We start from the raw sequence: 23,917 nt of genomic DNA on the forward strand, positions 1-23,917 counted from the left end.
AACCCACACAGCCGCAACGTCGGCATGCAGCAGGACGGCAGGACGCCCGAATGCCCATGCCAGCCAAAGCGGATACAACGAGGACACGGACATGGCGCATTTTGAACTGATCGAAAAGATGGCACCCAATGCGGTGATCAAGGTGGTTGGCGTGGGCGGCGGCGGCGGCAATGCCGTGGCGCACATGGTCAACTCGGCGGTGGATGGCGTGGAATTCATCACCGCCAACACCGACTCGCAGGCCATCAAGAATTGTGGTGCCAAGCTGCAGCTGCAGCTGGGTACCAACGTGACCAAGGGCCTGGGCGCAGGCGCGAATCCGGAAGTCGGCCGCCAGGCCGCGCTGGAAGACCGTGAGCGCATCATGGACGCGCTGCAGGGTGCGGACATGGTCTTCATCACCGCCGGCATGGGCGGTGGCACCGGCACCGGCGCGGCTCCGGTAGTGGCGCAGCTGGCCAAGGAAATGGGCATCCTGACCGTGGCCGTGGTCACCAAGCCGTTCCCGTTCGAAGGCCGTCGCCGCATGCAGGTGGCGCTGAAGGGCATCGAGGAACTGAGCCAGCACTGCGACTCGCTGATCACCATCCCGAACGAGAAGCTGATCACCGTGCTGGGCCGCAACGCGACCATGATCCAGGCCTTCCGTGCCGCCAACGACGTGCTGCAGGGCGCCGTGCAGGGCATCGCCGACCTGATCGTGCGTCCGGGCCTGATCAACGTCGACTTCGCCGACGTGCGCACCGTCATGTCCGAAATGGGCCTGGCGATGATGGGTACCGGCACCGCGCGTGGTGATGACCGCGCCCAGGCCGCCGCCGAAGCCGCGATCCAGAACCCGCTGCTGGACGATGTGAACCTGGCCGGTGCCAACGGCATCCTGGTCAACATCACCGCCGGTGCGGACTTCACCATGGCCGAGTTCGACGAGATCGGCCGCACCATCGATGGCTTCGCTTCCGAAGACGCCACCGTGGTGGTCGGTACCGTGCTGGATCCGGACATGCAGGACGAAGTGCGCGTGACCGTGGTCGCTACCGGCCTGAACCGCGTGTCGGCCAGCAAGACCCAGCGTCCGGGCGAGCGTGCGCCGATCAAGCTGGTCCGCAATGCCACCACCGGCCAGCCGGAATTCGGTGACTTCGACAACGGCGGCGACGCTGTGTCCAAGGCCGTCGGTGGCATGGGCCTGGGCCTGCGTCGTGCCAGCAGCGATACCGCAGCGGCTTCGGCCCCGTCGGCCCCGGCGGCTTCGGCACCGGCTGCGGCGGAACTGCCGAACGACTACCTGGACATCCCGGCGTTCCTGCGCCGCCAGGCGGACTAAGCGGGGCGGCCCGGGGTTGTCCTCCCCGGGTTGCGCCACCATGTCCTGAAAATGCGGGCGCCGGGCCAGGATGGGCCCGGCCGCCCTGCTTCATGTGCGTCCCATTGGCGCGCCGGTGCGTCCTGCCTGCTTTCAGCCGGGGTAGGGGACCTTGCGTGTTAATCTAATGTGTCACTTCCGGTCCATCCCCCATGATCCAGCAACGCACCCTCAAGAACACGATCCGCGCCACCGGCGTTGGCCTGCACAGCGGTGACAAGGTCTACATGACCCTGCGCCCGGCACCGGTCAACCATGGCATCGTGTTCCGCCGCGTGGACCTGGACCCGGTGGTGGAAGTGCCGGCCAAGGCCGAGCTGGTCACCGAAGTGACCCTGTGCACCGGCCTGACCTGCAACGACGCCAAGATCCAGACCGTCGAACACCTGATGTCGGCGCTGGCCGGCCTGGGTGTGGACAACATCATCGTCGAACTGTCCTCGGCCGAGCTGCCGATCATGGACGGTTCGGCCGGCCCCTTCGTGTTCCTGCTGCAGTCGGCGGGCATCGTGGAACAGGATGCGCCCAAGCGCTTCATCCGCGTGCTGAAGACCGTGGAAGTGACCGAGGGCGACAAGGTGGCCCGCTTCAGCCCGTACGAGGGCTACAAGCTGGGCTTCACCATCCAGTTCGACCACCCGATGATCCCGGCCAAGCAGTCGCGCCAGGAAATCGAGTTCTCGACGCTGGCCTACACCAAGGAAATCTCCCGCGCGCGCACCTTCGGCTTCATGCGCGACCTGGAATACATGCGCGAGCGCAACCTGGGCCTGGGCGGTTCGATGGACAACGCCATCGTGCTGGACGAGTTCCGCGTGCTCAACGAAGACGGCCTGCGCTACGCCGACGAATTCGTGCGCCACAAGATCCTCGACGCGATCGGCGACCTTTATCTGGCCGGTGGCCAGGTGCTGGGTGCCTACGAGGGCTTCAAGTCGGGTCACGCGCTCAACAACAAGCTGGTGCGCGCGCTGATGGCCGATGCCACCGCCTGGGAATGGGTCAGCTTCGACTCGCCGGCCACGCCGGATCCGGTCGAATATGCCACTCCGGCCTACGCCTGATTTCTGCAGGTTGTTGAATTGAAAGACAAAAACGCCGCCTTCCAGGGCGGCGTTGTCGTTTCAGCTATCTTCGTCGCATTCAGCATGCTTGACGCGCATCAAGGCCGGTTCGAGGTCACGGTTTTGTGAACCTGTTGGATCGGAAGCCTGAATTTAACGTAGTTTTAACAACAATCTAACGACAGGCCCCCGGATGGCAGCTAGGATGCGACCCGGCCCCCGAAATGTTTCACGCCGTGGTGACACGTGCGACGGGGAGCGGAGCCGGATGCTCCGTTGTCGTCAGGACCGCTTCTTCGGCTTCGAAGGAACGTCCTGCAGGCAAGCCAAGGCGTCGCGTAGCCCTTTGTGCGTGGCGGCTGAAACTGCGTGGGGTCCATTCCGGTTGTCGAGCGCTGGGGAGCGCGTGGGAGTGGGAGACGCAGTCTTGATGGTCACCTTGGTGGCCTTCAGCCCGATGGAACGGGCCGCGTCGAGCAACTGGGCTTCGGCAAGCCGCAACTTGGCATGCCAGACCGGGGACTCGACGAGAAAAACGAGGTGTTCCCCGTCCACATTGGCCAGCCGGCAACGGCTGCGCAGAGGTGGCGGCAACTGGGGGCGCAACTGACGGTCCAGCGCGTCGAGCCACAAGGCACGCCGCAGCGGGTTCCCGCTTTTGTCCGCCATCACCGCATCCAGCGCCGGCTTCGGCACTGACGCGGGGCGAACGCTGGATTTCGGCTCAGACATGAAAACTCACTGATGGCATTCAAAAAGATCGTAATCAAAACGCGTGAAGGACAGGCCAAATCGTCGCCCATCGCGCGTTTGCGGTTCTATTTCGAGGACCGCCCCCGCGCCCTGCTGGGCAGCGTGCTCGGGGTAGGCTGCATTATCGGCCTTGCCGGTGGCATTGGCGCCAGCGCGCTGAATGACTCCCGCCTGCAGGCCAAGGTCGAGCGCCAGGATGCGGAGCTGGCCAAGGTCAAGCGCGATGCGCAGACCCAGGTCAACGCGCTGGCGGCCCGCCTCGGCGAGCTGCAGGCCCAGGCCACCCGCCTCAACGCCCTCGGCGAACGGCTGACCCAGATGGGCAAGCTGGAAGACGGCGAGTTCGACTTCAACGAGACCCCCGGCCTCGGTGACGGTGACGCCGGCGGCCCGACCAGCGATATCCCGGTCAAGGACGTCAACGCCGACTTACAGGTGCTGGAGCAGCGCTTCGCTGCTTCAGGCCGGCAGTTGTCGGTGATGGAATCGCTGATGTTCGACCACCAGCTGCAGCAGAACGCCGTGCCCTCGCGCATGCCGATCCGCAACAGCTATGTGACCTCCGGTTTCGGCACCCGTGCCGACCCGTTCGGCCGCGGTGCCGCTACCCACAAGGGCATGGACTTCCACGCCAAGGTCGGTGACCCGGTGATGGCCGTGGCCGAAGGCGTGGTCAGCTTCGCCGGCGTCAAGGGCGGCTACGGCAACGTGGTCGACGTCGACCACGGTAACGGCTACGTCACCCGCTACGCGCACAATTCGCGCCTGGTGGTGAAGGTTGGCGACCTGGTCCGTGCCGGGCAGGAAGTGGCCAAGGCCGGTTCCACCGGTCGTTCGACCGGCGCCCACGTGCACTTCGAGGTGTGGGAGAACGGCAACGTGGTCAACCCGCGCAAGTTCCTTGGCGACGGCGGCAATACGCCGGTCGGCCGCATCAGCCGCGGTTGAACCCAACGCCGGGCATGGCCCGGCGCTACCGGCACGCCGTCGGATCCCGGCGGTAGCGCGGGGCCATGCCCCGCGAGCGCGAAGCGCGGCCGCCAGGACCCCGGTCCCGGCCGCCTGGACGACCGCAAAGGGTTGAAACCCCTCACGGCCGTCCCAAGCTACAATGGGTGTTGCCATCGACAGGGCGCCAGGCGCCCTGTTTCGTTTGCGGCGGACGGATCCCAAGGGGGAGGCCGGGCGTCGTGTCCATCCAACCCGGTTCCTTCAATGATCAACAGCCTGCTTACCCGCGTATTTGGCAGTCGTAACGAACGACAGCTGCGCCAGCTCAACCGCATCGTCGCCAAGATCAATGCGCTGGAACCGGAGATCGAGAAGCTTTCCGACGAGCAGCTTCAGGCCAAGACGCCGGAGTTCAAGCAGCGCATTGCCAATGGTGAAGCCCTGGACAAGGTGCTGCCGGAAGCGTTCGCGGTCTGCCGCGAGGCCGGTCGCCGCGTGCTGGGCATGCGCCACTACGACGTGCAGCTGATCGGCGGCATGGTGCTTCACCTGGGCAAGATCGCAGAAATGCGCACCGGTGAAGGCAAGACCCTGGTGGCGACCCTGCCGGTGTACCTCAACGCGCTGGAAGGCAAGGGCGTGCACGTGGTCACCGTGAACGACTACCTGGCGCGCCGTGACGCCGCGCAGATGGGCAAGCTGTACAACTGGCTGGGCCTGAGCGTGGGCGTGGTCTACCCGGGCATGCCGCACAGCGACAAGCGCGAAGCCTACGCCTCGGACATCACCTACGGCACCAACAACGAATTCGGTTTCGACTACCTGCGCGACAACATGGCGCTGTCCAAGGCCGACCGCTACCAGCGCGGCCTGCACTACGCCATCGTCGACGAAGTCGACTCCATCCTGATCGACGAAGCGCGTACCCCGCTGATCATCTCCGGCCCGGCCGATGATTCCCCGGAGCTGTACATCCGCGTCAACCGCGTCGTGCCGAACCTGGTCAAGCAGGAAGTGGAAGACGGCGAAGGCGACTTCTGGGTCGACGAGAAGGGCAAGCAGGTGCACCTGTCCGAAGCGGGCATGGAGCACGCCGAGCAGCTGCTGGTCGAGGCCGGCATCCTCGACGGCGAGACCGAAGGCCTGTACGCGCCGCAGAACCTGACCGTGGTCCACCACCTCAACGCCGCACTGCGCGCGCACGCGATCTACCAGCGTGACGTGGACTACATCGTGCGCGATGGCGAAGTGGTCATCGTCGATGAGTTCACCGGCCGCACCCTGTCCGGCCGTCGCTGGTCCGATGGCCTGCACCAGGCGGTGGAAGCGAAGGAAGGCGTGCCGGTCCAGCGCGAGAACCAGACGCTGGCGAGCATCACCTTCCAGAACCTGTTCCGCATGTACAAGAAGCTGTCCGGCATGACCGGTACGGCCGATACCGAAGCCTTCGAGTTCCAGAGCATCTACGGCCTGGAAGTGGTGGTGATTCCGACCAACCGCCCGACCATCCGCAAGGACAGCCCGGACCAGGTGTTCCTCAACCGCAAGGGCAAGTTCAATGCGGTGCTGGCCGACATCGAAGAGTGCGCCAAGCGCGGCCAGCCGGTGCTGGTGGGTACCACCTCGATCGAAACCTCGGAAATGCTGTCCGAGCACCTGCGCAAGGCGGGCGTGAAGCACGAAGTGCTAAACGCCAAGCAGCATGACCGCGAAGCGACCATCGTCGCCAATGCCGGCCGTCCGGCGGCCGTGACCATTGCCACCAACATGGCCGGCCGTGGTACCGACATCGTGCTGGGCGGTTCGCTGGAAGCGGAAATCCACGAGCTGGGCGAAGGTGCCACCGAGGAGCAGAAGGCCGCGGTCAAGGCCGAATGGCAGAAGCGCCACGAGGCCGTCAAGGCTGCCGGCGGCCTGCACATCGTCGGTACCGAACGCCATGAATCGCGCCGTATCGACAACCAGCTGCGTGGCCGTTCGGGCCGCCAGGGTGACCCGGGTTCGTCCCGCTTCTACCTGTCGCTGGAAGACAACCTGATGCGCATCTTCGCCTCCGACTGGGTGCAGAAGGCCATGCGCATGATGGGCATGAAGGAAGATGACGTCATCGAGGACCGACTGGTCAGCCGCCAGATCGAGAAGGCGCAGCGCAAGGTCGAGGCCCACAACTTCGACATCCGCAAGAACCTGCTGGACTTCGACGACGTCAACAACGACCAGCGCAAGGTGATCTACGCCCAGCGCGACGAGCTGCTGGACGCCGAGTCGGTGAAGGACAACGTCGACGGCATCCGCGACGACGTGATCTTCGACGTGGTGGCCCGCTTCGTGCCGCCGAACTCGATCGACGAGCAGTGGGACCTGCGTGGCCTGGAAGCGACCCTGGAGTCGGACTTCGGCCTGCAGATGTCGCTGACCGACCTGGTCAAGTCGCACGAAGAGCTGGACGCCGAAGCCATCGCTGCCAAGGTGCAGGAACGCGTCAACCAGCACTTCGCCGAGAAGGAAGCCGGCGTGGGCGAAGAGACCATGCGCGCGCTGGAGAAGCACGTGATGCTGACCGTGCTGGACCAGAGCTGGAAGGAGCACCTGGCCCGCATGGATTACCTGCGCCAGGGCATCTACCTGCGTGGTTACGCGCAGAAGCAGCCGAAGCAGGAGTACAAGAAGGAAGCCTTCGAACTGTTCTCGGACATGCTGGAGAACGTCAAGCGCGAAGTGGTGACCCTGCTGTCGCGCGTGCGCATCCGCAGCGACGAGGAAGTGCAGGCGCTGGAAGCGGCCGAACGCCAGCAGGCCGAAGCCCGCCTGAGCCAGTCGCAGTTCCAGCACCAGGACGTGGGCGGCTACAGCGCCGACGAGGAAGCTGCGCAGGTGCAGGCTGCCCAGCAGGGCAACGCACAGGTGCAGCGCGACGAGCCGAAGATCGGCCGCAACGATCCATGCCCGTGCGGCAGTGGCAAGAAGTACAAGCACTGCCACGGCCAGCTGAGCTGACCCCGAAGAGCCCCGCAAAAGCGGGGTTCTTCTTTTAGGGCGGCTGTTTCGCAGGGCTGATCCGGCCGGATCCGAGATTGCACGGGCCGCCCTGTTCTGGGCATGCTTCCTCCATGCCTTCCCCCACCCGATCGATCCACGTTGTGGCCGCCGTCATCACCGACGCCCGTGGCCGCGTGCTGCTCAACCGCCGTACCGAGAACCGCGACATGGCTGGCCTGTGGGAATTCCCCGGCGGCAAGCGCGAATCCGGCGAGACCTCCGAGCAGGCCCTGGTGCGCGAGCTGCGCGAGGAACTGGGCATCGAGGCCGATGTCGGCGAGTGGCTGATGGACGTGCCGCAGCGCTATCCGGACAAGCACCTGACCCTGGAAGTGCGCCACGTGCGCAGCTGGAAGGGAACCCCCCGCGGCCGTGAAGGGCAGGCGATCACCTGGGTGGCGCCGGACAAGCTGGGCCGCTATTCAATGCCGCCGGCAGACCTGCCGGTGGTGGCCGCCCTGCGCCAGCCCGACAGCTACCTGATCACCCCGGCGCCGGCCGATGATGAGGGCGGCATGCAGCATTGGCACGAACAGCTGCAGCGCGCGGTGGCCGCGGGCCAGCAGCGCATCCAGCTGCGCTTGCCGACGGCGCATCCGCAGCGCCAGGCGATGGTCGAGCAGGCCCTGCGCGCGCATCGTCGCAGCGGCGTGCAGTGGCTGCTCAACCGCGATATCGAGCTGGCACGCGCACTGGGCGTGGGCGTGCATCTGGGCAGCGAACAGCTGCTGGGGCTGTCGCAGCGTCCGCTGCCCGAAGGCCAGCTGGTGGCCGCGTCCTGCCATGACCTGCAGCAGCTGCAGGCCGCACAGCAGTTGGGCTGCGACTTCGCCGTGCTGGGTCCGGTGCAGGCCACGGCCAGCCATCCCGATGCCGTGCCGCTGGGCTGGGATGCCTTCGCCGAGCTGCGTGCGCAGGTGTCACTGCCGATCTACGCGCTGGGTGGCATGGGCAGTGGCCACATCAGTGAGGCGCGTCGCCATGGTGGGCAGGGCATCGCCGCCATTCGCGCGCTGTGGCCGGCGTGATGTCAGGGTCGGATCATCGCAACGCGCGGCTCTGACCCTCCCGATCACAACGTGATCCAGAAACACCCGTACTGCCGCCGCAACCCCAGCACCGTCGAAGCGCGCGACACGCTGCCGGGCAAGGTCTGTTCCAGGCGCAGGCCGATCGGATGCCGCGCCACGGAGGCCACAGAGTCGGATCCCTGCGCAGCCGGGTTCTGGACCTCATCCTGCGATTGCGGCAGCGCCTGCGAGGGATACACCGGCACCACGTCCACCAATGGCCGCCGCGCCAACGATTCCAGCTGGCCGAGGATGCGCTGCGCACCCGCATCAGAGACCGCGCCCCACAGGTACAGCGAGGACAGCCGGTTCACATCGTTGCTGAGGATGCCAGTACGCAGCGCATCCACCAGTTCGCTCAGTCGCCGCGGGCAGCGTGCCCCCAGGGTGTCGCGCTGCAGGGTGTTGCCGGCGGGCGCAGGCGGCGGCAGCCGCGACTGCGCACCCAGGCTGTCGCAGGGACGGTCGGTATACACGCTCTGGCCCTGGGCATCGGTACAGCGGTTCAGGCGCGTGGACTGCGCCTGGGCGACGCTCGACAGCACGCACAGCGGCAGCAGCAACAGCAGGAAGGAAAGCCGGATCATTCCTGCAGGGTAGCGCCGATCACGCTTGCGCGTCGTGCTCTCAGCCCTGCAGCAGCTTCAGCACCGAGGTGGTCGGCTTGGCCAGGTTCAGGGTGTAGAAGTGCAGGCCGGGTGCGCCGCCCTCGATCAGGCGCTGGCACAGCCGGGCCACCACTTCAGTGCCGAATGCACGCACTGACTCCGCGTCATCGCCATAGGCCTGCATCTTGCGGCTGATCCAACGCGGAATCTCCGCACCACATTGTTCGGAGAAGCGACGCAGCTGGCTGAAGTTGGCAATCGGCATGATGCCGGGGGTGATCGGTACCTGCACGCCCAGCCGCCGTACTTCGTCGACGAAATGGAAGTACGCGTCCGGGTTGAAGAAGTACTGGGTGATCGCCGCATCGGCACCGGCATCGATCTTGGCCTTGAAGTGCTTCAGGTCGGCCAGTGCGTCGGAGGCCTGCGGATGCGTTTCTGGGTACGCGCCTACTTCGATATGGAACGCATCGCCGTGCTCGGCGCGGATGAAGTCGATCAGTTCGGCGGCATAGCGCATGTCGCCGGGAAAGCCCATGCCCGACGGCAGGTCGCCGCGCAGCGCGACCAGGCGGCGACAGCCGATGGCGCGGTACAGCTTGAGCAGCTCGCGGATTTCCTGGCGGGTGCCACCCACGCACGACAGGTGCGGCGCGGCATCGAAACCGTGGTGCTGGTTGAGATGGCGCACGGTTTCGGAGGTGTAGCTCAGGGTCGAGCCACCAGCGCCGAAGGTACACGACACGTACTCGGGACCGTAGTCCTTCAGCTTGGCCGCGGCGCGGTCCAGCTGGCTGCGCTGTTCGTCGGTCTTGGGCGGATAGAACTCGAAGCTGATGGCAGTCATGGCACGGGCGGTGGCGGCGGGTGCGGGCCAGTATATCGCTTCATCAAGATGGATGTTTGACAGCTGCGTGAGGGCAGGCCATCCGTGGCACGCGACCGTTCGCCCAGGTGTCCGGCCGTTGCTCCGAAATCGTAACCGGGGGCACTGGCCCGGCGGCACGCTGTTCCCATCCCGGCACCACCCACCCGACGAAGGAGCAGACGATGAAGATCTTCCTGGCACTGTGGTACGCAATGAAGGCCTTGGCCCGGCTGGCGATGATCGGCATGGCGATGGCCGTGCTTGGCTCCGGTCCGGCCCATGCGGTGGCCGCCACAGGCACCGGCAAGGTGCAGGTCGAGGTGGTCGGCAAGGGCCGTCCGCTGCTGATGATCCCCGGTCTCAACAGCAGCGCCGAGGTCTGGCGCGAGACCTGCCTGGCGCTGAAGGACGTGCAGTGCCATCTGGTGCAGCTGCCCGGCTTTGCCGGCGCCGCAGCCGCCGATCCGCGCCCGGCCGACTTCCTGCCGGCCATGCGCGGGCAGCTGCTGGCCTACCTGCATGACCGGCACCTGGGCCCGGTGGTGGTGATCGGACACAGCCTGGGTGGCCTGCTGGGCCTGCAGATGGCGCAGGCCCAGCCGGCGGCGGTCAGCGCCCTGGTGGTGGTCGATGCACTGCCGTTCCTGCCAGCCGCGCGTGACCCTAAGGCCACCGCAGACAGCGTGCGGCCGATGGCCGACCAGCTGCGCAAGGGCATGCTCGCTGCCGACGCCGCGCAATGGCAGGCGCAGTTGAAGGCGGGCCTGCCGGGCATGACCCGTGATCCGCAGCGCCAGGCCGAGCTGGGTCGCTGGGGCGAAGGCAGTGACCGCCAGACCACCGCCGATGCCATGCATGCGGTGATGACCATCGACCTGCGCGACAGCATTGCCTCGATCAGCGCACCGACGTTGGTGCTGGGCAGCTGGGCCGGCTACCAGCCGATGGGCGGCACCGAGGACAGCACGCGCGCGGTGTTCCAGGCGCAGTACGCGAAGCTTCAGGGCGTGCAGATTGCGATGAGCGCACAGGGGTTCCACTTCCTGATGTGGGATGATCCGCGCTGGCTGCAGGAGCAGGTGCAGCGTTTCCTCGCCGCGCACCCCTGACCCTTGTCCTCGTCGAGAGCCCGCATGGACGCCACCACCTCATCCCGCCGCTTCTGGACGCTCAATGCACTGGCATGGGCGGGTTATGCGATGTACGGGCTGTGGGCGGGGATGCGGATCGGCGGCGGCGTGGTGTTCAGCGGCATCGTGTTGATCACCGTCAGCGTGGCCGCCTGCCTGTGGCTGTGCAGCGGCATGCTGCGCGCGGTGGCGCTGCGCCAGCGCTGGTGGGAGGGGAGCCTGGGCGGCCTGGTGTTGAAACTGGCCGCCGGTGTGGTGGCCGGTGCCAGCGTCGCACAGGCGATGACGGCGGCGCTGCTGCTGCCGGCGCTGGCACTGGGCTGGGTGCAGCTGCCCGGTGGCCACGCGGATTACCGATGGTCTTCGCTGCTGGTGTACTGGATGAACACCGCGCTGTTCCTGCTGATGTGGACCGGCCTGTGGGCCGGCCTGCACGGTCTGCGCCGGGCGCGCCACAGTGAACTGGCCCGGCTGCGAGCCGAAGCCGAACGCAGCGCACTGGAGCGCGATGCACTGCGCGCACGGCTCAACCCGCACTTCATGTTCAATGCGCTGAACAACCTGCGCGCGCTGATCCTGGAAGACCCCGAGCGCGCCCGCGACATGGTCACGCGCCTGTCGCGCACGCTGCGCCGGGCGCTGGCGCACAACCGCAGTGAGCAGGTCACGCTGGCCGAAGAACTGGCGGTGGTGGACGACTATCTGGCGATCGAGGCCATCCACTTCGAGCAGCGCCTGCAGGTAGCTCGGCGCATCGATGCTGACGCCCTGCAGGCGCAGTTGCCGGCGATGGCGCTGCAGCTGCTGGTGGAGAATGCGATCAAGCACGGCATTGCCAGCCGCCCCGGTGGTGGCGAGGTACAGATCCAGGCCACGCTGGACGGCGATGTATTGCGACTGCAGGTGGACAACCCGCCGGGCAGCGCCGGCGAGCCTGCCCATGGGCATGGCGTCGGCCTTGCCTACCTGCATGCGCAGCTCGGTACGCAGGGGCGTTTCACGCTGCAACCGGTCGGCGACCGCATGCAGGCCCTGCTGGAGATTCCACAATGAGTGCTACGCTGCGTGTGTTGATCGTTGATGATGCGCGGCTGGCGCGGCAGGAGCTGCGTACGCTGTTGTCGGCGCTGCCATGGGTGCAGTGCGTGGGTGAGGCCGACGATGTGCCTGCCGCGCGCGAGGCGATCGCCACGCTGGCGCCGGACCTGGTGCTGCTGGACGTGCAGATGCCTTCCGGCAGTGGTTTCGATGTGCTGGACGGCCTGGAGACGGTGCCTGCAGTGGTGTTCGTCACCGCCTACGACACCTACGCCGTGCGCGCGTTCCAGGCCAATGCGCTGGATTATCTGGTGAAGCCTGTCGAGGCGCCACGCTTGCTGGAGGCGCTGGAGCGGGCGCGCCAGCGCGAGGTGGTGGCGGGCGAAACGCGGGAGCCGCGCAGCACACTGGGCGCGCAGGACCAGGTGTTCGTGTGCGAGGGAGAACGCTGCTGGTTCGTGGCGGTCTCCGAGGTCCGCCGGCTGGTGGTGGATGGCAATTACACGCGGCTGTGGTTCCGCGACCAGAACGCCTTGCTGACCCGCAGCCTGAGCGCGTTGGAAGCACGCCTGCCGCAGGATCTGTTCTTCCGTGCCAACCGCAATACCCTGGTCAACCTGCGCCGCATCCGTGGCGTAACGCCCAGCATTGCCGATGGTTACGAGCTGACGCTGGATGATGGCAGTGAGGTGGACGTGTCGCGGCGGCAGGCACGTGAACTGCGCGAGCGGATGGCGTTGTAGCTGCCGCTACAGCTCGGCACTGACCGGGCTGGTGATGAAGCCCCACAGCAGGCGTGCCATTACGGCGGGTGAGCGTGCCTGCCTACGCGCATAGGCCAGCAGTGAATCCAACCGCGGGCGGTCATAGAGGTGGCCGGCCAGCAGCACCGCATGCACGCGACGGGTGTTTGCGGTGTCCTGCAGCGGGTCGCCGTTGAGCAGCACCAGATCGGCCGCCTTGCCGACCTCGACGCTGCCATGTGACGCCTGCAGTTCCAGGTGACGCGCGGCCTGCAGGGTAGCGGCACGCAGTACATCGGCTTGGCTCAGCCCGGCGTGCCGCAACCACTGCAGTTCATCGTGGTAGCGGAAGCCGCCCAGCCCGGTATCGGTGCCGACCAGCACGGTGACGCCCTCACGATGCGCGGCACCGGTGAGCGCCAGGCCATGGGCGAAATAGGCCTTCAACGCGTCTTCGCCACGCAGGCCGGGGTAGCGCGCCACCGTTGCCTTCAGGTCATCGCGCCACGCCCAGCGCGAGAGCGGATCCAGATAGGCCAGGCGCGGATCGTTGACGAAGGCGGGGTCGCGTGCACGTGCATCTTCTTCGCGGGTGACATGCGTTGGCACGAATGCTGCAGCACTGGCCTGCATCAAACCGAACGCCTTGCTGCAGAGCGCGGGCTGATAGCTGGCCACCATGCGTTCGGCCAGTCCAGTCGGGTCTTCGCCGTCAAGCGCGCCACCGCGCCATGCCGCCGCGTTGTCGAAGCAGTGGCGCACGAACAGATGGGCGTGTTCGAAGCTTCGCTGGCCTGCCTGCACCGCGTCTTCCAGAGGCACAGCCCTGGGCAGGTGGCCGACCAGTGGACGGTGCAGCTGCCGTGCCTCGGTGGCCAGCCGCTGGTAGGTATCCGCACGCAGCTTGTTGTAGACCTTCAACGCGTCGACGCCACGGGCGCTGTACGCGTGCGCCCGCAATGCGGCAGCCTCTGGCGAGAGTGATGGATCCTCGAAATAGAAGCTGGCGATCTGCACGAAGCGGGGTGCGACCTGTTGCCCTGCGATGGCCTGTGCAGTCCAGCGGCGCTTGTCAGCCACGCAGGCGATCAGCGGGTCGGTAGCCTGCGGGCAGTCCATCATGTCGCGGGTGCCGGTAATGCCATTGGCCAGCATCAGTGCGAACTGCAGTTGCGGTGACAGCTGCAGTGCATGGGTATGCATGTCCCAGAAGCCGGGCACCAGCCAGCGGCCACCGGCATCGAGCACCGGCAATGTAGTGTCCCGTGGAGCTTTGCCAATGGCAGTGATCGTGCCGTCGCGCACTGTCACTGTGGTGGGGGCGCTGACCTGGCCACGCGCGACGTCCACCACCCGCGCGTTGACGATCACGCGGCTGTTGCCCGGCTCGGGCAACGGCGGTGCCGACAGCGGCCAGAGCAGAGCGGCGGCGAACAGCAATGGCGGCGCCAGCAGGAGGATGGCCAGAACGATCGGCCATCGCCGACGGTGGGCGGAACGGGGCAACGCACGTGCTGCATCCATGAGCCGGCAATCCTTGCATTGGGTCGTCCGCAGGGTGCTGCAAGCCGGACACGGGCGCCAGTGACCATCGGCATCTGGCCCGGCCTGGCTCCGGGGCGGTTACCCTGTGCGGTGGAACTCCTGATCACGCCCTGCCATGTCCATCGTCCTCACCGATTTCGCCCGTCCCCGCCTGTTCCCGCGCGTGCCGCGCGGCAACACCATCCAGGACTGCACTGCCGAGCAGTTCGAGGCACACCTCAATGCGCACGCACCGCTGAAGGTGCTCGACGGCTACGCGCCGTTCTGCAAGTTGTTCGTCTACGAGAACTGGACCAGCACGCGCTGCCTGACGGTGCCGGTCACCGAGGACAACCGCCATCTGCTGCGCAGCGGCTACGAAGCGCGCAACCGTGAGGAACTGCCGGTACTGGTGCGCTGGTTCGAGGGTGTGGAGTCCCCGCGCGCGAACTACCTGGTGGTGATCCTGTACAGCGCCGGGCAGCTGGCGAGGGAAGGTTCACCGATCGAGGCCGACTGGGGCATCGTCGGCTGCATCTACACCGCCGAACCGGAAGAGGTGCCGATGGCGCCGATCACGATGATGCGCAATGCGCTGGGCGTGGAGGAGGGCGGTTCCGGTGTACCGCTGGACCGGGAGGCCTACCGGCGCTCGGTGGAGTTCTGGGAGAACAACGCCAACTGGCGGCCCTGAGCCCACGCTGTGGCCGGACAGCCGGCATGTGAACAGGGTGACGGCAGTGGAGCGCTACCATGGCGGTGAATCAACGCAGGGGGCACAGGGATGGATGTTCGACGTTGGATGCCGTTTGCATGGGTCGCCGCAGGCCTGTTGGCCGCAAGTGAAAGCTCGGCAGCAAAGTACGATGCCGGCGCTGCCTGTGGGGCCCTGTCCGACGTGACGCAGATCCGCGACGCGGGCGTGGGTTCACTGCAGGCGCAGGCAACCTCGGGGCGTTGCACGTTCCATGTGGAAGCGGATGACGCAGCAGCGCTTTCGCGTCAGCAGTCATTGCTCCAGAGCGTGTCGGCGATTGCCTGTGGTGGGCCAGCCACCACCCGGCCTTCGCAAGGGGCTGCGGGCTTCGACCTGCAGATGCCTGCCCGTTGCCCGCTCTCTTCCAGCACGCCGTTGATTGCCCGGGAAGGAGGCTGGCACCAGCGGCGGCTCTCGTCGGTCCCGGCGTATCCCGCGGCCGCCATGCGCGAAGCCCAGCAGGGCGGTGTCGAGCTGATGCTGCTGCTGGATGCACAAGGCAAGACCCAGGCGATCATCCTGTCCCGGTCCAGTGGGTACCCACTGCTCGATGCGGCGGCGCTCAAGCACGCGCGCGACTGGCGTTATGAGCGTGAAGCGGCGGGCAAGGCGCCAGACATGAGCCTGATACGCGGAACGGTCACGTTCAAGCTCAACTAAGGCATCTGCAGGGCGGGCTCGGCCTTCCACTCCCACCAGCGGTAGTGGTACTCGCGCTCGGTCGCGCTCCATTGCCGCGCGCAGCAGGTGCACGTCAGCCGGTAGCATTCGCCCCAGCCATCCTCCGCTTCGCCCCGTGCACGCAGCTGCACGTGACCTTGTTCCAGCAGCGGCTCGGGGCTGAAGAACACATAGGAAGGGTAGAGCGCACACAGGCAGCCTTCGCGCGCCTGCCAGTAGCGCAGTCGTTGCAGGGCCGCCTTGAGGTGAGCCTGGTTGCTGATCAGCATGCCGCCAAGGGCGACGCCCTGGCAGCTGCGTTCAATCGTATCCACATGCGCGCTCAACGCCTCCAGGGATGCGGGAGTGAACAATCGGGCGACGGTGCGTGCGGCATCGGTGATGCGCGTTGCGTCGCGCGACAACAGGTCCTGCAGCAGCACGTCGGCCTGCGCATCGTCGAGCCGGGGAATCGGCGCTGCAGACCACGGCCAGCGCATCAGCGTGACTTGCCGATGGCAGCGTAGTGGCCGGCGGTGAGGCGCAGCAGGTCAGCCGGCGCCAGTTCCACTTCCAGGCCGCGGCGACCGGCGCTGACATGCAGCGCGGGCAATGCCTGCGCGCTGGCGTCCAGGAAGGTGCGCAGGCGCTTCTTCTGCCCGAGCGGGCTGATGCCACCGACCAGGTAACCCGTCGCGCGCTGTGCGGCGTCGGCGGCGGCCATCTCGCACTTCTTGCAGCCGGCCGCTTCGGCCAATGCCTTCAAGTCCAGCTGGCCGGCCACCGGCACGATCGCCACCAGCAGTTCGTGTGCCTCGGTGCTGGCCAGCAGGGTCTTGAACACCTGGGCCGGATCGAGACCGAGCTTGTCGACGGCTTCGCCGCCATAGGATTCGGCGTGGGCGTCGTGCACGTAGCTGCGCACGGTGTGGGCGATCTTCTCGCGCTTGAGCAGGTTGATGGCCGGGGTCATGGGGACATCGTAGCGTGGGGCGGGGGTGTTGCCTTGACCGAGGCTATTGCCTGGCGCTGGCGGATGCGGTGCCGGACAAGCCCGGCATCCACCAGAAGCCAGGATCGGTGGACCAACGCAGAACGGGCGCCCGAAGGCGCCCGTTCCGTGTGCATCCGTTGCTGGAGTCAGAGCCCTTTCCTGCGGAAAGGGATCCGACCCCGGCACGATCAGTAGCGGTAGTGGTCCGGCTTGAACGGGCCTTCCACCGGCACGCCGATGTAGTCAGCCTGTTCCTGGCTCAGGGTGGTCAGCTTCACGCCGATCTTTTCCAGGTGCAGGCGGGCCACTTCTTCGTCCAGCTTCTTCGGCAGCAGGTAGACCTTCTTCTCGTAGCTGTCCTTGTTCGCCCACAGGTCGATCTGTGCCAGGGTCTGGTTGGCGAAGCTGTTGGACATCACGAAGCTCGGGTGGCCGGTGGCGCAGCCCAGGTTCACCAGGCGGCCTTCGGCCAGCAGGAAGATCGCGTTGCCGTTCGGGAAGATGTACTTGTCCACCTGCGGCTTGATGTTGACGTGCTTGATGCCGGCGAACGACACCAGCGCATCGACCTGGATCTCGTTGTCGAAGTGGCCGATGTTGCAGACGATGGCCTGGTCCTTCATCGCGCTCAGGTGCTCGATGCGGATGATGTCCTTGTTGCCGGTGGTGGTGACGTACAGGTCGGCACGGCCCAGGGTCGATTCGATGGTGTTGACCTCATAGCCTTCCATCGCCGCCTGCAGGGCGCAGATCGGGTCGATCTCGGTGACGATCACGCGCGCGCCGTAGGCACGCAGCGAGGCGGCGCAGCCCTTGCCCACGTCACCGTAGCCGCAGACCACGGCCACCTTGCCGGCCAGCATCACGTCCATCGCGCGCTTCAGGCCATCGGCCAGCGACTCGCGGCAGCCGTACAGGTTGTCGAACTTGCTCTTGGTGACCGAGTCGTTGACGTTGATCGCCGGAATCAGCAGGGTGCCGGCCTGGGCCAGCTGGTACAGGCGGTGCACGCCGGTGGTGGTCTCCTCGGAGACGCCCTTCCAGTCCTTGACCACGCGGCCCCAGTAACCCGGGCGCTCCTTGGCGACGCGCTTGAGCAGGTTCTTGATGACCTGTTCTTCGTGCGAGGACGAGGCGGTGTTGACCCAGTCGCTGCCGTTTTCCAGCTCGTAGCCCTTGTGGATCAGCAGGGTCACATCACCGCCGTCGTCCACCACCAGCTCCGGGCCGGTCAGGGTGCCGTCGGCCAGGGTGAAGGTCAGCGCGTCCAGGGTGCAGTCCCAGTACTCTTCCAGGGTCTCGCCCTTCCACGCGAACACCGGGGTGCCGGTGGCGGCGATGGCGGCGGCCGCGTGGTCCTGGGTCGAGAAGATGTTGCACGAGGCCCAGCGCACGTCGGCGCCGATGTCCTTCAGGGTCTCGATCAGCACCGCAGTCTGGATGGTCATGTGCAGCGAACCGGTCACGCGCACGCCCTTCAGCGGCAGGCTGGCGGCATGCTTGCGACGGATCGACATCAGGCCCGGCATTTCGTGCTCGGCGATGTCCAGTTCCTTGCGGCCCCAGTCGGCCAGCGTGATATCGCGGATCTTGTAATCACCTTCGGTGGAGAAGGTCTTGGCAACAGCGTTCATTCGTGTGCTCCGGTTGTGGACGAGCGGGTGCTCGCATCTAGCCGGGCGCCGTTGTTACAAAGCCACCTTACCGAGCCTGGCCGGGCCTCGTGGGATCCGGTCGCAGCGCCCCTCGGCAGGGGAGAACCCCCATTATATCGCGGCCCCGCCATGACATCGGAACGACCCAACCATCGGCAGATGGGATCGCGTGCACAGACTGTTAAGGTCGGTGTTTTCACGCATCACACAGGTGGAACGATGAGCATGCACGCGCGCCGCACACGGCGCTGGACCGGCCTGGTCCTGTCGATGGGACTGCTGGCGGTGGCCCCGCTGGCCTGGGCGGCAGCGCCGCAGCCTGCGGCCGCACAGGCCCAGGGCGTCAACGGCTATGAACTGCCGTCGGCCGCGCTGCAGGCGGTGGTGGACGCGCCCCGTGCGCCCTCGTTGTACCTGTCGCCACGCCGCGACGTGGCCGCGATGATGCAGATGCCGTCGCTGCCTTCGATCCAGGTGGTGGCGCAGCCGGAACTGAAGCTGGCCGGCCTGCGCATCAACCCGCGTACGTTCTCCGACAGCCGCTTCAGCTTCGGCGAGAAGCTGTGGCTGATGAACGTGGCCGACGGCAAGGAACGGCAGATCAGCGGCCTGCCGGCCAAGCTGTCGATCGCCAGTGTGATGTGGTCGCCGGACCAGAAGTGGCTGGCCTTCAACCAGGTCGATGCCGCCAGTGGCGCCAATGAACTGTGGCTGGTGGACGTGGCCGGTGGCAGTGCCCGCCGTCTGGTTGCCGGCCTGAACACGGTGATCGGCAGCGGCTACCAGTGGCTGCCGGACAGCCGCGGCCTGGTGGTGTTCACCCGCCCTGCCAGCCTCGGTGCGGCCCCGGCCGCCGACGGCATTCCGACCGGCCCGGCCGTGCAGCAGACCCGCCAGGGCGGCGGCGTGGTGTCGATCCGTACCTACCAGGACCTGCTGAAGAACGAGGCCGACGCCCGCCAGTTCGATTACTACGCCACCACCCAGCCGATGGAAGTCAGCCTGGATGGCAGCACCCGCGCGATCGGCGCGGCCGGCATCTTCATGGGCTTTGCAGTGTCGCCGGATGGCCGCTTCGTGCTGCGCCAGCCGGTGCAGCGGCCGTACTCCTACGTGGTGCCGGTGAGCAGTTTCCCGCGCCGCATCGAAGTGATCGACCGTGCCAGCGGCAAGCTGGTGCACACCGTGGCCGTGCGTCCGCTGGTGGAAGGCCTGCCGACCGGCAACGACGCCGAAGTGACCGGCGTGCGCGACATCAGCTGGCGGGGTGATGCCGATGCCACCCTGGTCTGGGCCGAGGCACAGGACGGTGGTGATCCGAACCGGGAGGCCAAGGTGCGCGATGCGGTGCTGATGCAGGCCGCGCCGTTCGACAAGCCGCCGGTGACCCTGGCCCAGCTCGGCAGCCGTCTGGTGGGTATCAACTGGGGCCGTGGCGACCTGGCCCTGCTGACCGAGTCGTGGTGGAAGACGCGCAAGACCAGGACCTGGCTGATTGCCCCGGACAATGCCGGTGCCGAGCCGCGCCTGCTGTGGGATCGTGACGCGCAGGACCGCTATTCCGATCCGGGCCGTCCGCTGTTGTCCAGCGACGACCGCGGGCGCTCGCTGCTGCAGACCACCGCCGATGGCAGCAGCCTGTACCTGGCCGGTGCCGGTGCATCGCCGGAGGGCGACCGCCCGTTCGTGGACCGCTTCGACATCTCCACGGGCAAGGCCACCCGCCTGTTCCACTCGCAGGCGCCCAGCTACGCCGCGCCAGTGGCGCTGCTGGACGACCAGGGCAGCTCGCTGCTGCTGAGCCGTGAAAGCCCGGATGAGCCGGCCAACTTCTATGTGCAGTCGCTGGCCGATGCCGGTGCCGCACCGCGCGCGCTGACCCATTTCGCCCATCCGCTCCCGCAGCTCAAGGGCGTGCAGAAGGAGCAGATCCGCTACAAGCGCAAGGATGGCGTCGACCTGACCGCGACCCTGCTGCTGCCGCCGGGTTACGACCCGAAGCGCGATGGTCCGCGTCCGCTGCTGATGTGGGCCTACCCGGGTGAGTTCAAGAGCGCGGCGGCGGCCAGCCAGGTGACCGATTCGCCGTACCGCTTCAATGCGGTCAGCTACTGGGGCCCGCAGGCGTTCCTGGCCAAGGGCTATGTGGTGCTGGCCAGCCCGTCGATGCCGATCATCGGTGAGGGCGACAAGGAGCCGAACGACACCTACATCGAACAGCTGGTGGCCAACGCGCAGGCAGCGGTGGATGAGGTGGTGCGTCGTGGCGTGACCGATCGCGAGCACATCGCCATCGGCGGCCATTCCTACGGCGCGTTCATGACCGCCAACCTGCTGGCGCACACCCGCCTGTTCAAGGCCGGCATCGCGCGCAGCGGTGCCTACAACCGCACGCTCACCCCGTTCGGTTTCCAGGCCGAGGAACGCAACTACTGGCAGGCGCAGGACGTCTACCAGAAGATGGCGCCGTTCAACTACGCCGACAAGATCAAGGATCCGATCCTGTTCATCCACGGCGTGGACGACAACAACTCCGGCACGTTCCCGATCCAGAGCGAGCGCATGTTCGCCGCGGTGAAGGGCCTGGGTGGCACCGCGCGGCTGGTGATGCTGCCGAACGAATCGCATGCCTACCGCGCACGCGAATCGATCATGACCATGCTGGCCGAGAGCGAGCGCTGGCTGGAGCAGACCATCGGCCCGGCCGAGCAGGGCAAGGCGAAGAAGAAGCGCTGATACCTGCATGAGTGCGGCCCCTGCAACGGGGCCGCCTGTGCGGCTGCGCCGCCGCCCGAGCATGGGCTCGGGCGCTACACGGTGTCACGCGCCACGACGCTTGTAGAGCCGAGCCCATGCGCGGCTGCGTCCGCCATGGATGCGTGCAGATGAAACCATTCTTGCATCGCAGCACGACGCCCGTTCTGGTTTAGGCTTGGGGCCTGGATCCGTTGACCGAGGCCTGTGCGTCGCCGATGAACGAGTACCGCAGCAGCATCGAGTTTGCTTCTCCCGATCTTCCGCTTCGCGATGACGTGCGCCGGCTCGGCGCGCTGGTCGGTGACCTGCTGGTTGAACAGGTGTCCGCCGCGTTTCTCGACGACGTCGAAGACGTGCGCACCCGCGCCATCGCCCGCCGCGAGAATCAAGCTCCATTGTCGGAGCTGGCCGATGGCCTGGCCGGGCGCACGCCGCAGCAGGCCGAAACCATGGTGCGTGCGTTCAGCACGTACTTCCAGGTGGTCAACATCGCCGAGCGCGTGCATCGCATCCGCCGTCGCCGTGACTATCAGCGCGCCGGTACCGCAGGTGCACAGCCTGATGGCCTGCAGGACGCGCTGCAGCACTTGAAGGCGCAGGGCGTGGGCCTGGACGAACTCGCGCAGTGGCTCCCGCGCATCGACATCGAACCGGTGTTCACCGCGCACCCGACCGAGGCGGTGCGCCGCGCGCTGCTGGAAAAAGAGCAGCTGATGGTGGCCAGCCTGGTCGACAACCTCGACGGCCAGCGCACGCCAGGTGAGGCCGCGGCCGACGCCGCGCGCTTCCGCATGGCGCTGACGGCCTCGTGGCAGACCACCGACTCCTCGCCGGTGCGGCCCACCGTGGATGACGAGCGCGAACATGTCGGCTTCTATCTGGTGCAGGTGTTGTACCGGGTGATCCCGGTGCTGTACGAATCGCTGCAGCAGGCGCTGCGCGATACCTACGGTGAAGAACTGCCATTGCCGCGCCTGCTGCGTTTCGGCACGTGGGTAGGCGGCGACATGGATGGCAATCCGAATGTGGATGCCACCACCATCCGCAACACGCTGGATGCGCAGCGGCAGGCAGTGCTGGGGCGCTACCAGAAGGAACTGCTGCAGCTGGCCAGCCTGCTCAGCCAGTCTACCGAGCGGGTGGGTGTGAGTGATTCGCTGCAGGCACGCGTGGCGCAGTACCAGCAGCTGCTGCCGCAGGTGCAGTCGCGCCCGCGTCATGCCGACATGCCGTACCGCCTGCTCAATGACCGCATGCGCGCACGCCTGCAGGCGACGCTGGATGATGGCAGGGGCGCCTACGCCGGCCCCGCCGAACTGATCGACGACCTGCAGCTGATCCTCGACAGCCTGCGCGCCAATCGCGGCGAACATGCAGGCGGCTTCGCCGTGCAGCGCCTGCTGTGGCGGGTGAAGACCTTCGGCTTCCATCTGGCGCGGTTGGATGTGCGCCAGGAATCGAGCGTGCATGCGCGCGCACTGGCTGCGGTGCTGGGCGGCGAAGAAAGCTGGCAGGCGCTGGATGCGCTGGGCCGTGCGCGCCTGCTGGGCCCGCATGCCAGCGGGGAAGACACGCTGCCCAATGGCGATGACGAGGGCAACCAGCGGCTGGATGCGGTGTTCGCTGCGCTGGCCGATGCGCGCGCGCGGCATGGCAGCGATGCAGTGGGCAGCTACATCATCTCGATGGCACACGACCGCAGCGATGTGCTGGCGGTGCTGGCGCTGGCGCGCCGTGGCGGCCTGGTGGAAGAAGGCGGTTCGGTGCCGCTCGACATCGCGCCGCTGTTCGAAACCGTGGATGACCTCAAGCGTGGCACGGCCACCCTGCGTGACCTGCTGGCCGACCCGGTCTACCGCGCCCATCTGCGTGCGCGCGACGACGTGCAGATGGTGATGCTGGGCTATTCGGACAGCAGCAAGGACGGTGGCATCGCTGCTTCGCGCTGGGGCCTGCAGCGTGCGCAGGTGGAACTGCTGGAGGTGGCGGCCGAGGCCGGCATCCGCCTGACCTTCTTCCATGGCCGTGGCGGTTCGATCAGCCGTGGCGGTGGCAAGACCACGCACGCGGTCGATGCGTCGCCGCGCGGCAGCATCGATGGCCGCCTGCGGGTGACCGAGCAGGGCGAGGTGATCCATCGCAAATACGGCATCCGGGCGCTGGCCCTGCGCTCGCTGGAACAGGCCACCGGTGCAGTGCTGCGCGCCAGCCTGCGCCCGCGTGCCGCCGAGCCGCGCGAGGATGACTGGCGGCCGGTGATGGACGCGGTGGCCTCGGCCAGCAGCGAGGTGTATCGCGCGTTCGTTGGCCAGGCCGGCTTCATGGACTACTTCCGTACCGCCACACCCATCGACGTGATCGAGCGGATGACGCTGGGGTCGCGTCCTTCGCGTCGGCTCGGCCAGGACGCGGCACTGGGCAACCTGCGCGCGATTCCCTGGGTGTTCGCCTGGAGCCAGGCACGCGCGGTCATCCCCGGCTGGTACGGCGTGGGCAGTGGCCTGCAGGCGGCGGTCGATGCCGGCCACGAACAGACCCTGCGCGATATGGCGCGTGACTGGCCGTTCTTCCGCACCTTCCTGGACGACATCGCGATGGTGCTGTCCAAGGGCGATATCACCATCGCCGAGCAGTTCTCGCTGTTGTCGGGCGACCTGCATGGGCGTTTCTTCCCGCAGGTGCAGCGTGAACTGGAACTCACCCGGCACTGGCTGCTGGCGTTGATGGACCAGCAGACGCTGCTGGACCACGATGCGCGGCTGGCGCTGTCGATCCGCCTGCGCAATCCCTACGTCGATCCGATCAGCGTGCTGCAGGTGGATCTGCTGCAGCGTTGGCGGGCCAGCGGACGCGAGGATGACGAACTGCTGCGCGCGCTCGTGGCGTGCGTGAACGGTGTTTCGCAGGGCGTGCAGAACACCGGGTGATGCGTATCCGCCG

General features: G+C 66.9%; 19 protein-coding genes and 1 riboswitch. Of the genes, 12 read left to right on the forward strand and 7 right to left on the reverse strand.

What is annotated here, in order from left to right:
* Window positions 1-91 precede the first annotated feature (91 nt).
* Window positions 92-1,327 (forward strand): cell division protein FtsZ, encoded by a 1,236-nt coding sequence (gene ftsZ / locus ARC63_RS20195; RefSeq protein WP_043397963.1) that lies wholly within the window; start codon window positions 92-94, stop codon window positions 1,325-1,327.
* Between the two features lie 191 nt (window positions 1,328-1,518).
* Window positions 1,519-2,430, forward strand: a complete 912-nt coding sequence (lpxC, locus tag ARC63_RS20200) for a UDP-3-O-acyl-N-acetylglucosamine deacetylase (RefSeq protein ID WP_005408085.1) — start codon at window positions 1,519-1,521, stop codon at window positions 2,428-2,430.
* 282 nt (window positions 2,431-2,712) lie between these two features.
* Here the strand turns inward: lpxC and ARC63_RS20205 are convergent, their stop codons facing one another.
* Window positions 2,713-3,162, reverse strand: a complete 450-nt coding sequence (locus ARC63_RS20205) for a DciA family protein (RefSeq protein ID WP_029379786.1) — start codon at window positions 3,160-3,162, stop codon at window positions 2,713-2,715.
* A 12-nt stretch (window positions 3,163-3,174) separates the two neighbouring features.
* Between ARC63_RS20205 and ARC63_RS20210 the strand changes: the two genes are divergently transcribed.
* From ARC63_RS20210 to ARC63_RS20220, 3 genes are all read left to right on the forward strand, one after another.
* Window positions 3,175-4,131, forward strand: a complete 957-nt coding sequence (locus ARC63_RS20210) for a M23 family metallopeptidase (protein WP_010481918.1) — start codon at window positions 3,175-3,177, stop codon at window positions 4,129-4,131.
* A 267-nt stretch (window positions 4,132-4,398) separates the two neighbouring features.
* The gene (gene secA, locus ARC63_RS20215) at window positions 4,399-7,131 is read left to right on the forward strand and encodes a preprotein translocase subunit SecA (protein ID WP_057504234.1); all 2,733 of its coding nucleotides are present in this window, start codon (window positions 4,399-4,401) and stop codon (window positions 7,129-7,131) included.
* Window positions 7,132-7,244: 113 nt separating this feature from the next.
* Complete coding sequence (locus ARC63_RS20220; protein ID WP_057504235.1) at window positions 7,245-8,201, forward strand: Nudix family hydrolase; 957 nt, start codon at window positions 7,245-7,247, stop codon at window positions 8,199-8,201.
* Window positions 8,202-8,245: 44 nt separating this feature from the next.
* On the opposite strand, the gene ARC63_RS20225 is transcribed toward ARC63_RS20220, so the two are convergent.
* Both ARC63_RS20225 and metF read right to left on the reverse strand, forming a co-directional pair.
* A complete protein-coding gene (locus ARC63_RS20225; RefSeq protein ID WP_057504236.1) occupies window positions 8,246-8,830 on the reverse strand; it encodes a DUF4124 domain-containing protein in 585 nt (194 codons plus the stop codon).
* 40 nt (window positions 8,831-8,870) lie between these two features.
* Window positions 8,871-9,698, reverse strand: a complete 828-nt coding sequence (metF, locus tag ARC63_RS20230) for a methylenetetrahydrofolate reductase [NAD(P)H] (protein ID WP_004143823.1) — start codon at window positions 9,696-9,698, stop codon at window positions 8,871-8,873.
* 203 nt (window positions 9,699-9,901) lie between these two features.
* Between metF and ARC63_RS20235 the strand changes: the two genes are divergently transcribed.
* From ARC63_RS20235 to ARC63_RS20245, 3 genes are read left to right on the forward strand one after another with little or no spacing between them, the layout of a single operon-like run.
* Window positions 9,902-10,828: an alpha/beta fold hydrolase gene (locus ARC63_RS20235; RefSeq protein ID WP_057504237.1), complete on the forward strand. Its 927-nt coding sequence runs from the start codon at window positions 9,902-9,904 to the stop codon at window positions 10,826-10,828.
* Between the two features lie 24 nt (window positions 10,829-10,852).
* Window positions 10,853-11,902, forward strand: a complete 1,050-nt coding sequence (locus ARC63_RS20240; protein WP_057504238.1) for a sensor histidine kinase — start codon at window positions 10,853-10,855, stop codon at window positions 11,900-11,902.
* Complete coding sequence (locus tag ARC63_RS20245; RefSeq protein ID WP_057504239.1) at window positions 11,899-12,630, forward strand: LytR/AlgR family response regulator transcription factor; 732 nt, start codon at window positions 11,899-11,901, stop codon at window positions 12,628-12,630. The genes ARC63_RS20240 and ARC63_RS20245 overlap by 4 nt, the downstream gene beginning before the upstream one ends.
* 6 nt (window positions 12,631-12,636) lie before the next feature.
* On the opposite strand, the gene ARC63_RS20250 is transcribed toward ARC63_RS20245, so the two are convergent.
* A complete protein-coding gene (locus ARC63_RS20250) occupies window positions 12,637-14,154 on the reverse strand; it encodes an amidohydrolase family protein (RefSeq protein WP_057504240.1) in 1,518 nt (505 codons plus the stop codon).
* A 136-nt stretch (window positions 14,155-14,290) separates the two neighbouring features.
* Here ARC63_RS20250 and ARC63_RS20255 point away from each other — a divergent pair, with 136 nt between their 5' ends.
* Together ARC63_RS20255 and ARC63_RS20260 are read left to right on the forward strand one after the other, a co-directional pair.
* Window positions 14,291-14,848, forward strand: coding sequence for a DUF3228 family protein (locus ARC63_RS20255; RefSeq protein ID WP_019338080.1), 558 nt, complete (start codon window positions 14,291-14,293; stop codon window positions 14,846-14,848).
* 138 nt (window positions 14,849-14,986) lie between these two features.
* Window positions 14,987-15,571: an energy transducer TonB gene (locus tag ARC63_RS20260; protein ID WP_158003735.1), complete on the forward strand. Its 585-nt coding sequence runs from the start codon at window positions 14,987-14,989 to the stop codon at window positions 15,569-15,571.
* Here the strand turns inward: ARC63_RS20260 and ARC63_RS20265 are convergent.
* The 3 genes from ARC63_RS20265 to ahcY form a co-directional block, all read right to left on the reverse strand.
* A complete protein-coding gene (locus tag ARC63_RS20265; RefSeq protein WP_049448953.1) occupies window positions 15,568-16,071 on the reverse strand; it encodes a hypothetical protein in 504 nt (167 codons plus the stop codon). The genes ARC63_RS20260 and ARC63_RS20265 overlap by 4 nt on opposite strands.
* Complete coding sequence (gene ybaK, locus ARC63_RS20270) at window positions 16,071-16,544, reverse strand: Cys-tRNA(Pro) deacylase (protein ID WP_019338083.1); 474 nt, start codon at window positions 16,542-16,544, stop codon at window positions 16,071-16,073. The genes ARC63_RS20265 and ybaK overlap by 1 nt, the downstream gene beginning before the upstream one ends.
* Window positions 16,545-16,753: 209 nt before the next feature.
* On the reverse strand, window positions 16,754-18,199 hold the full coding sequence (gene ahcY / locus ARC63_RS20275; protein WP_049451423.1) for an adenosylhomocysteinase: 1,446 nt from the start codon (window positions 18,197-18,199) through the stop codon (window positions 16,754-16,756).
* Between the two features lie 36 nt (window positions 18,200-18,235).
* A riboswitch (S-adenosyl-L-homocysteine riboswitch) is annotated at window positions 18,236-18,319 on the reverse strand.
* Window positions 18,320-18,439: 120 nt separating this feature from the next.
* Between ahcY and ARC63_RS20280 the strand changes: the two genes are divergently transcribed.
* Window positions 18,440-20,956, forward strand: coding sequence for a S9 family peptidase (locus ARC63_RS20280; protein WP_043397996.1), 2,517 nt, complete (start codon window positions 18,440-18,442; stop codon window positions 20,954-20,956).
* 236 nt (window positions 20,957-21,192) lie between these two features.
* Window positions 21,193-23,904 (forward strand): phosphoenolpyruvate carboxylase, encoded by a 2,712-nt coding sequence (gene ppc, locus ARC63_RS20285; RefSeq protein ID WP_057504241.1) that lies wholly within the window; start codon window positions 21,193-21,195, stop codon window positions 23,902-23,904.
* Window positions 23,905-23,917: the final 13 nt, after the last annotated feature.

This window comes from Stenotrophomonas geniculata ATCC 19374 = JCM 13324, from assembly GCF_001431625.1.
Classification (GTDB): domain Bacteria; phylum Pseudomonadota; class Gammaproteobacteria; order Xanthomonadales; family Xanthomonadaceae; genus Stenotrophomonas; species Stenotrophomonas geniculata.

Excerpts from the sequence above, each read along its gene's own strand:
- ftsZ (WP_043397963.1), top strand. The coding sequence starts at position 92 with ATGGCGCATTTTGAACTGATCGAAAAGATGGCACCCAATGCGGTGATC.
- lpxC (WP_005408085.1), top strand. The coding sequence starts at position 1,519 with ATGATCCAGCAACGCACCCTCAAGAACACGATCCGCGCCACCGGCGTT.
- ARC63_RS20205 (WP_029379786.1), bottom strand. The coding sequence starts at position 3,162 with ATGTCTGAGCCGAAATCCAGCGTTCGCCCCGCGTCAGTGCCGAAGCCG.
- ARC63_RS20210 (WP_010481918.1), top strand. The coding sequence starts at position 3,175 with ATGGCATTCAAAAAGATCGTAATCAAAACGCGTGAAGGACAGGCCAAA.
- secA (WP_057504234.1), top strand. The coding sequence starts at position 4,399 with ATGATCAACAGCCTGCTTACCCGCGTATTTGGCAGTCGTAACGAACGA.
- ARC63_RS20220 (WP_057504235.1), top strand. The coding sequence starts at position 7,245 with ATGCCTTCCCCCACCCGATCGATCCACGTTGTGGCCGCCGTCATCACC.
- ARC63_RS20225 (WP_057504236.1), bottom strand. The coding sequence starts at position 8,830 with ATGATCCGGCTTTCCTTCCTGCTGTTGCTGCTGCCGCTGTGCGTGCTG.
- metF (WP_004143823.1), bottom strand. The coding sequence starts at position 9,698 with ATGACTGCCATCAGCTTCGAGTTCTATCCGCCCAAGACCGACGAACAG.
- ARC63_RS20235 (WP_057504237.1), top strand. The coding sequence starts at position 9,902 with ATGAAGATCTTCCTGGCACTGTGGTACGCAATGAAGGCCTTGGCCCGG.
- ARC63_RS20240 (WP_057504238.1), top strand. The coding sequence starts at position 10,853 with ATGGACGCCACCACCTCATCCCGCCGCTTCTGGACGCTCAATGCACTG.
- ARC63_RS20245 (WP_057504239.1), top strand. The coding sequence starts at position 11,899 with ATGAGTGCTACGCTGCGTGTGTTGATCGTTGATGATGCGCGGCTGGCG.
- ARC63_RS20250 (WP_057504240.1), bottom strand. The coding sequence starts at position 14,154 with ATGGATGCAGCACGTGCGTTGCCCCGTTCCGCCCACCGTCGGCGATGG.
- ARC63_RS20255 (WP_019338080.1), top strand. The coding sequence starts at position 14,291 with ATGTCCATCGTCCTCACCGATTTCGCCCGTCCCCGCCTGTTCCCGCGC.
- ARC63_RS20265 (WP_049448953.1), bottom strand. The coding sequence starts at position 16,071 with ATGCGCTGGCCGTGGTCTGCAGCGCCGATTCCCCGGCTCGACGATGCG.
- ybaK (WP_019338083.1), bottom strand. The coding sequence starts at position 16,544 with ATGACCCCGGCCATCAACCTGCTCAAGCGCGAGAAGATCGCCCACACC.
- ahcY (WP_049451423.1), bottom strand. The coding sequence starts at position 18,199 with ATGAACGCTGTTGCCAAGACCTTCTCCACCGAAGGTGATTACAAGATC.
- ARC63_RS20280 (WP_043397996.1), top strand. The coding sequence starts at position 18,440 with ATGAGCATGCACGCGCGCCGCACACGGCGCTGGACCGGCCTGGTCCTG.
- ppc (WP_057504241.1), top strand. The coding sequence starts at position 21,193 with ATGAACGAGTACCGCAGCAGCATCGAGTTTGCTTCTCCCGATCTTCCG.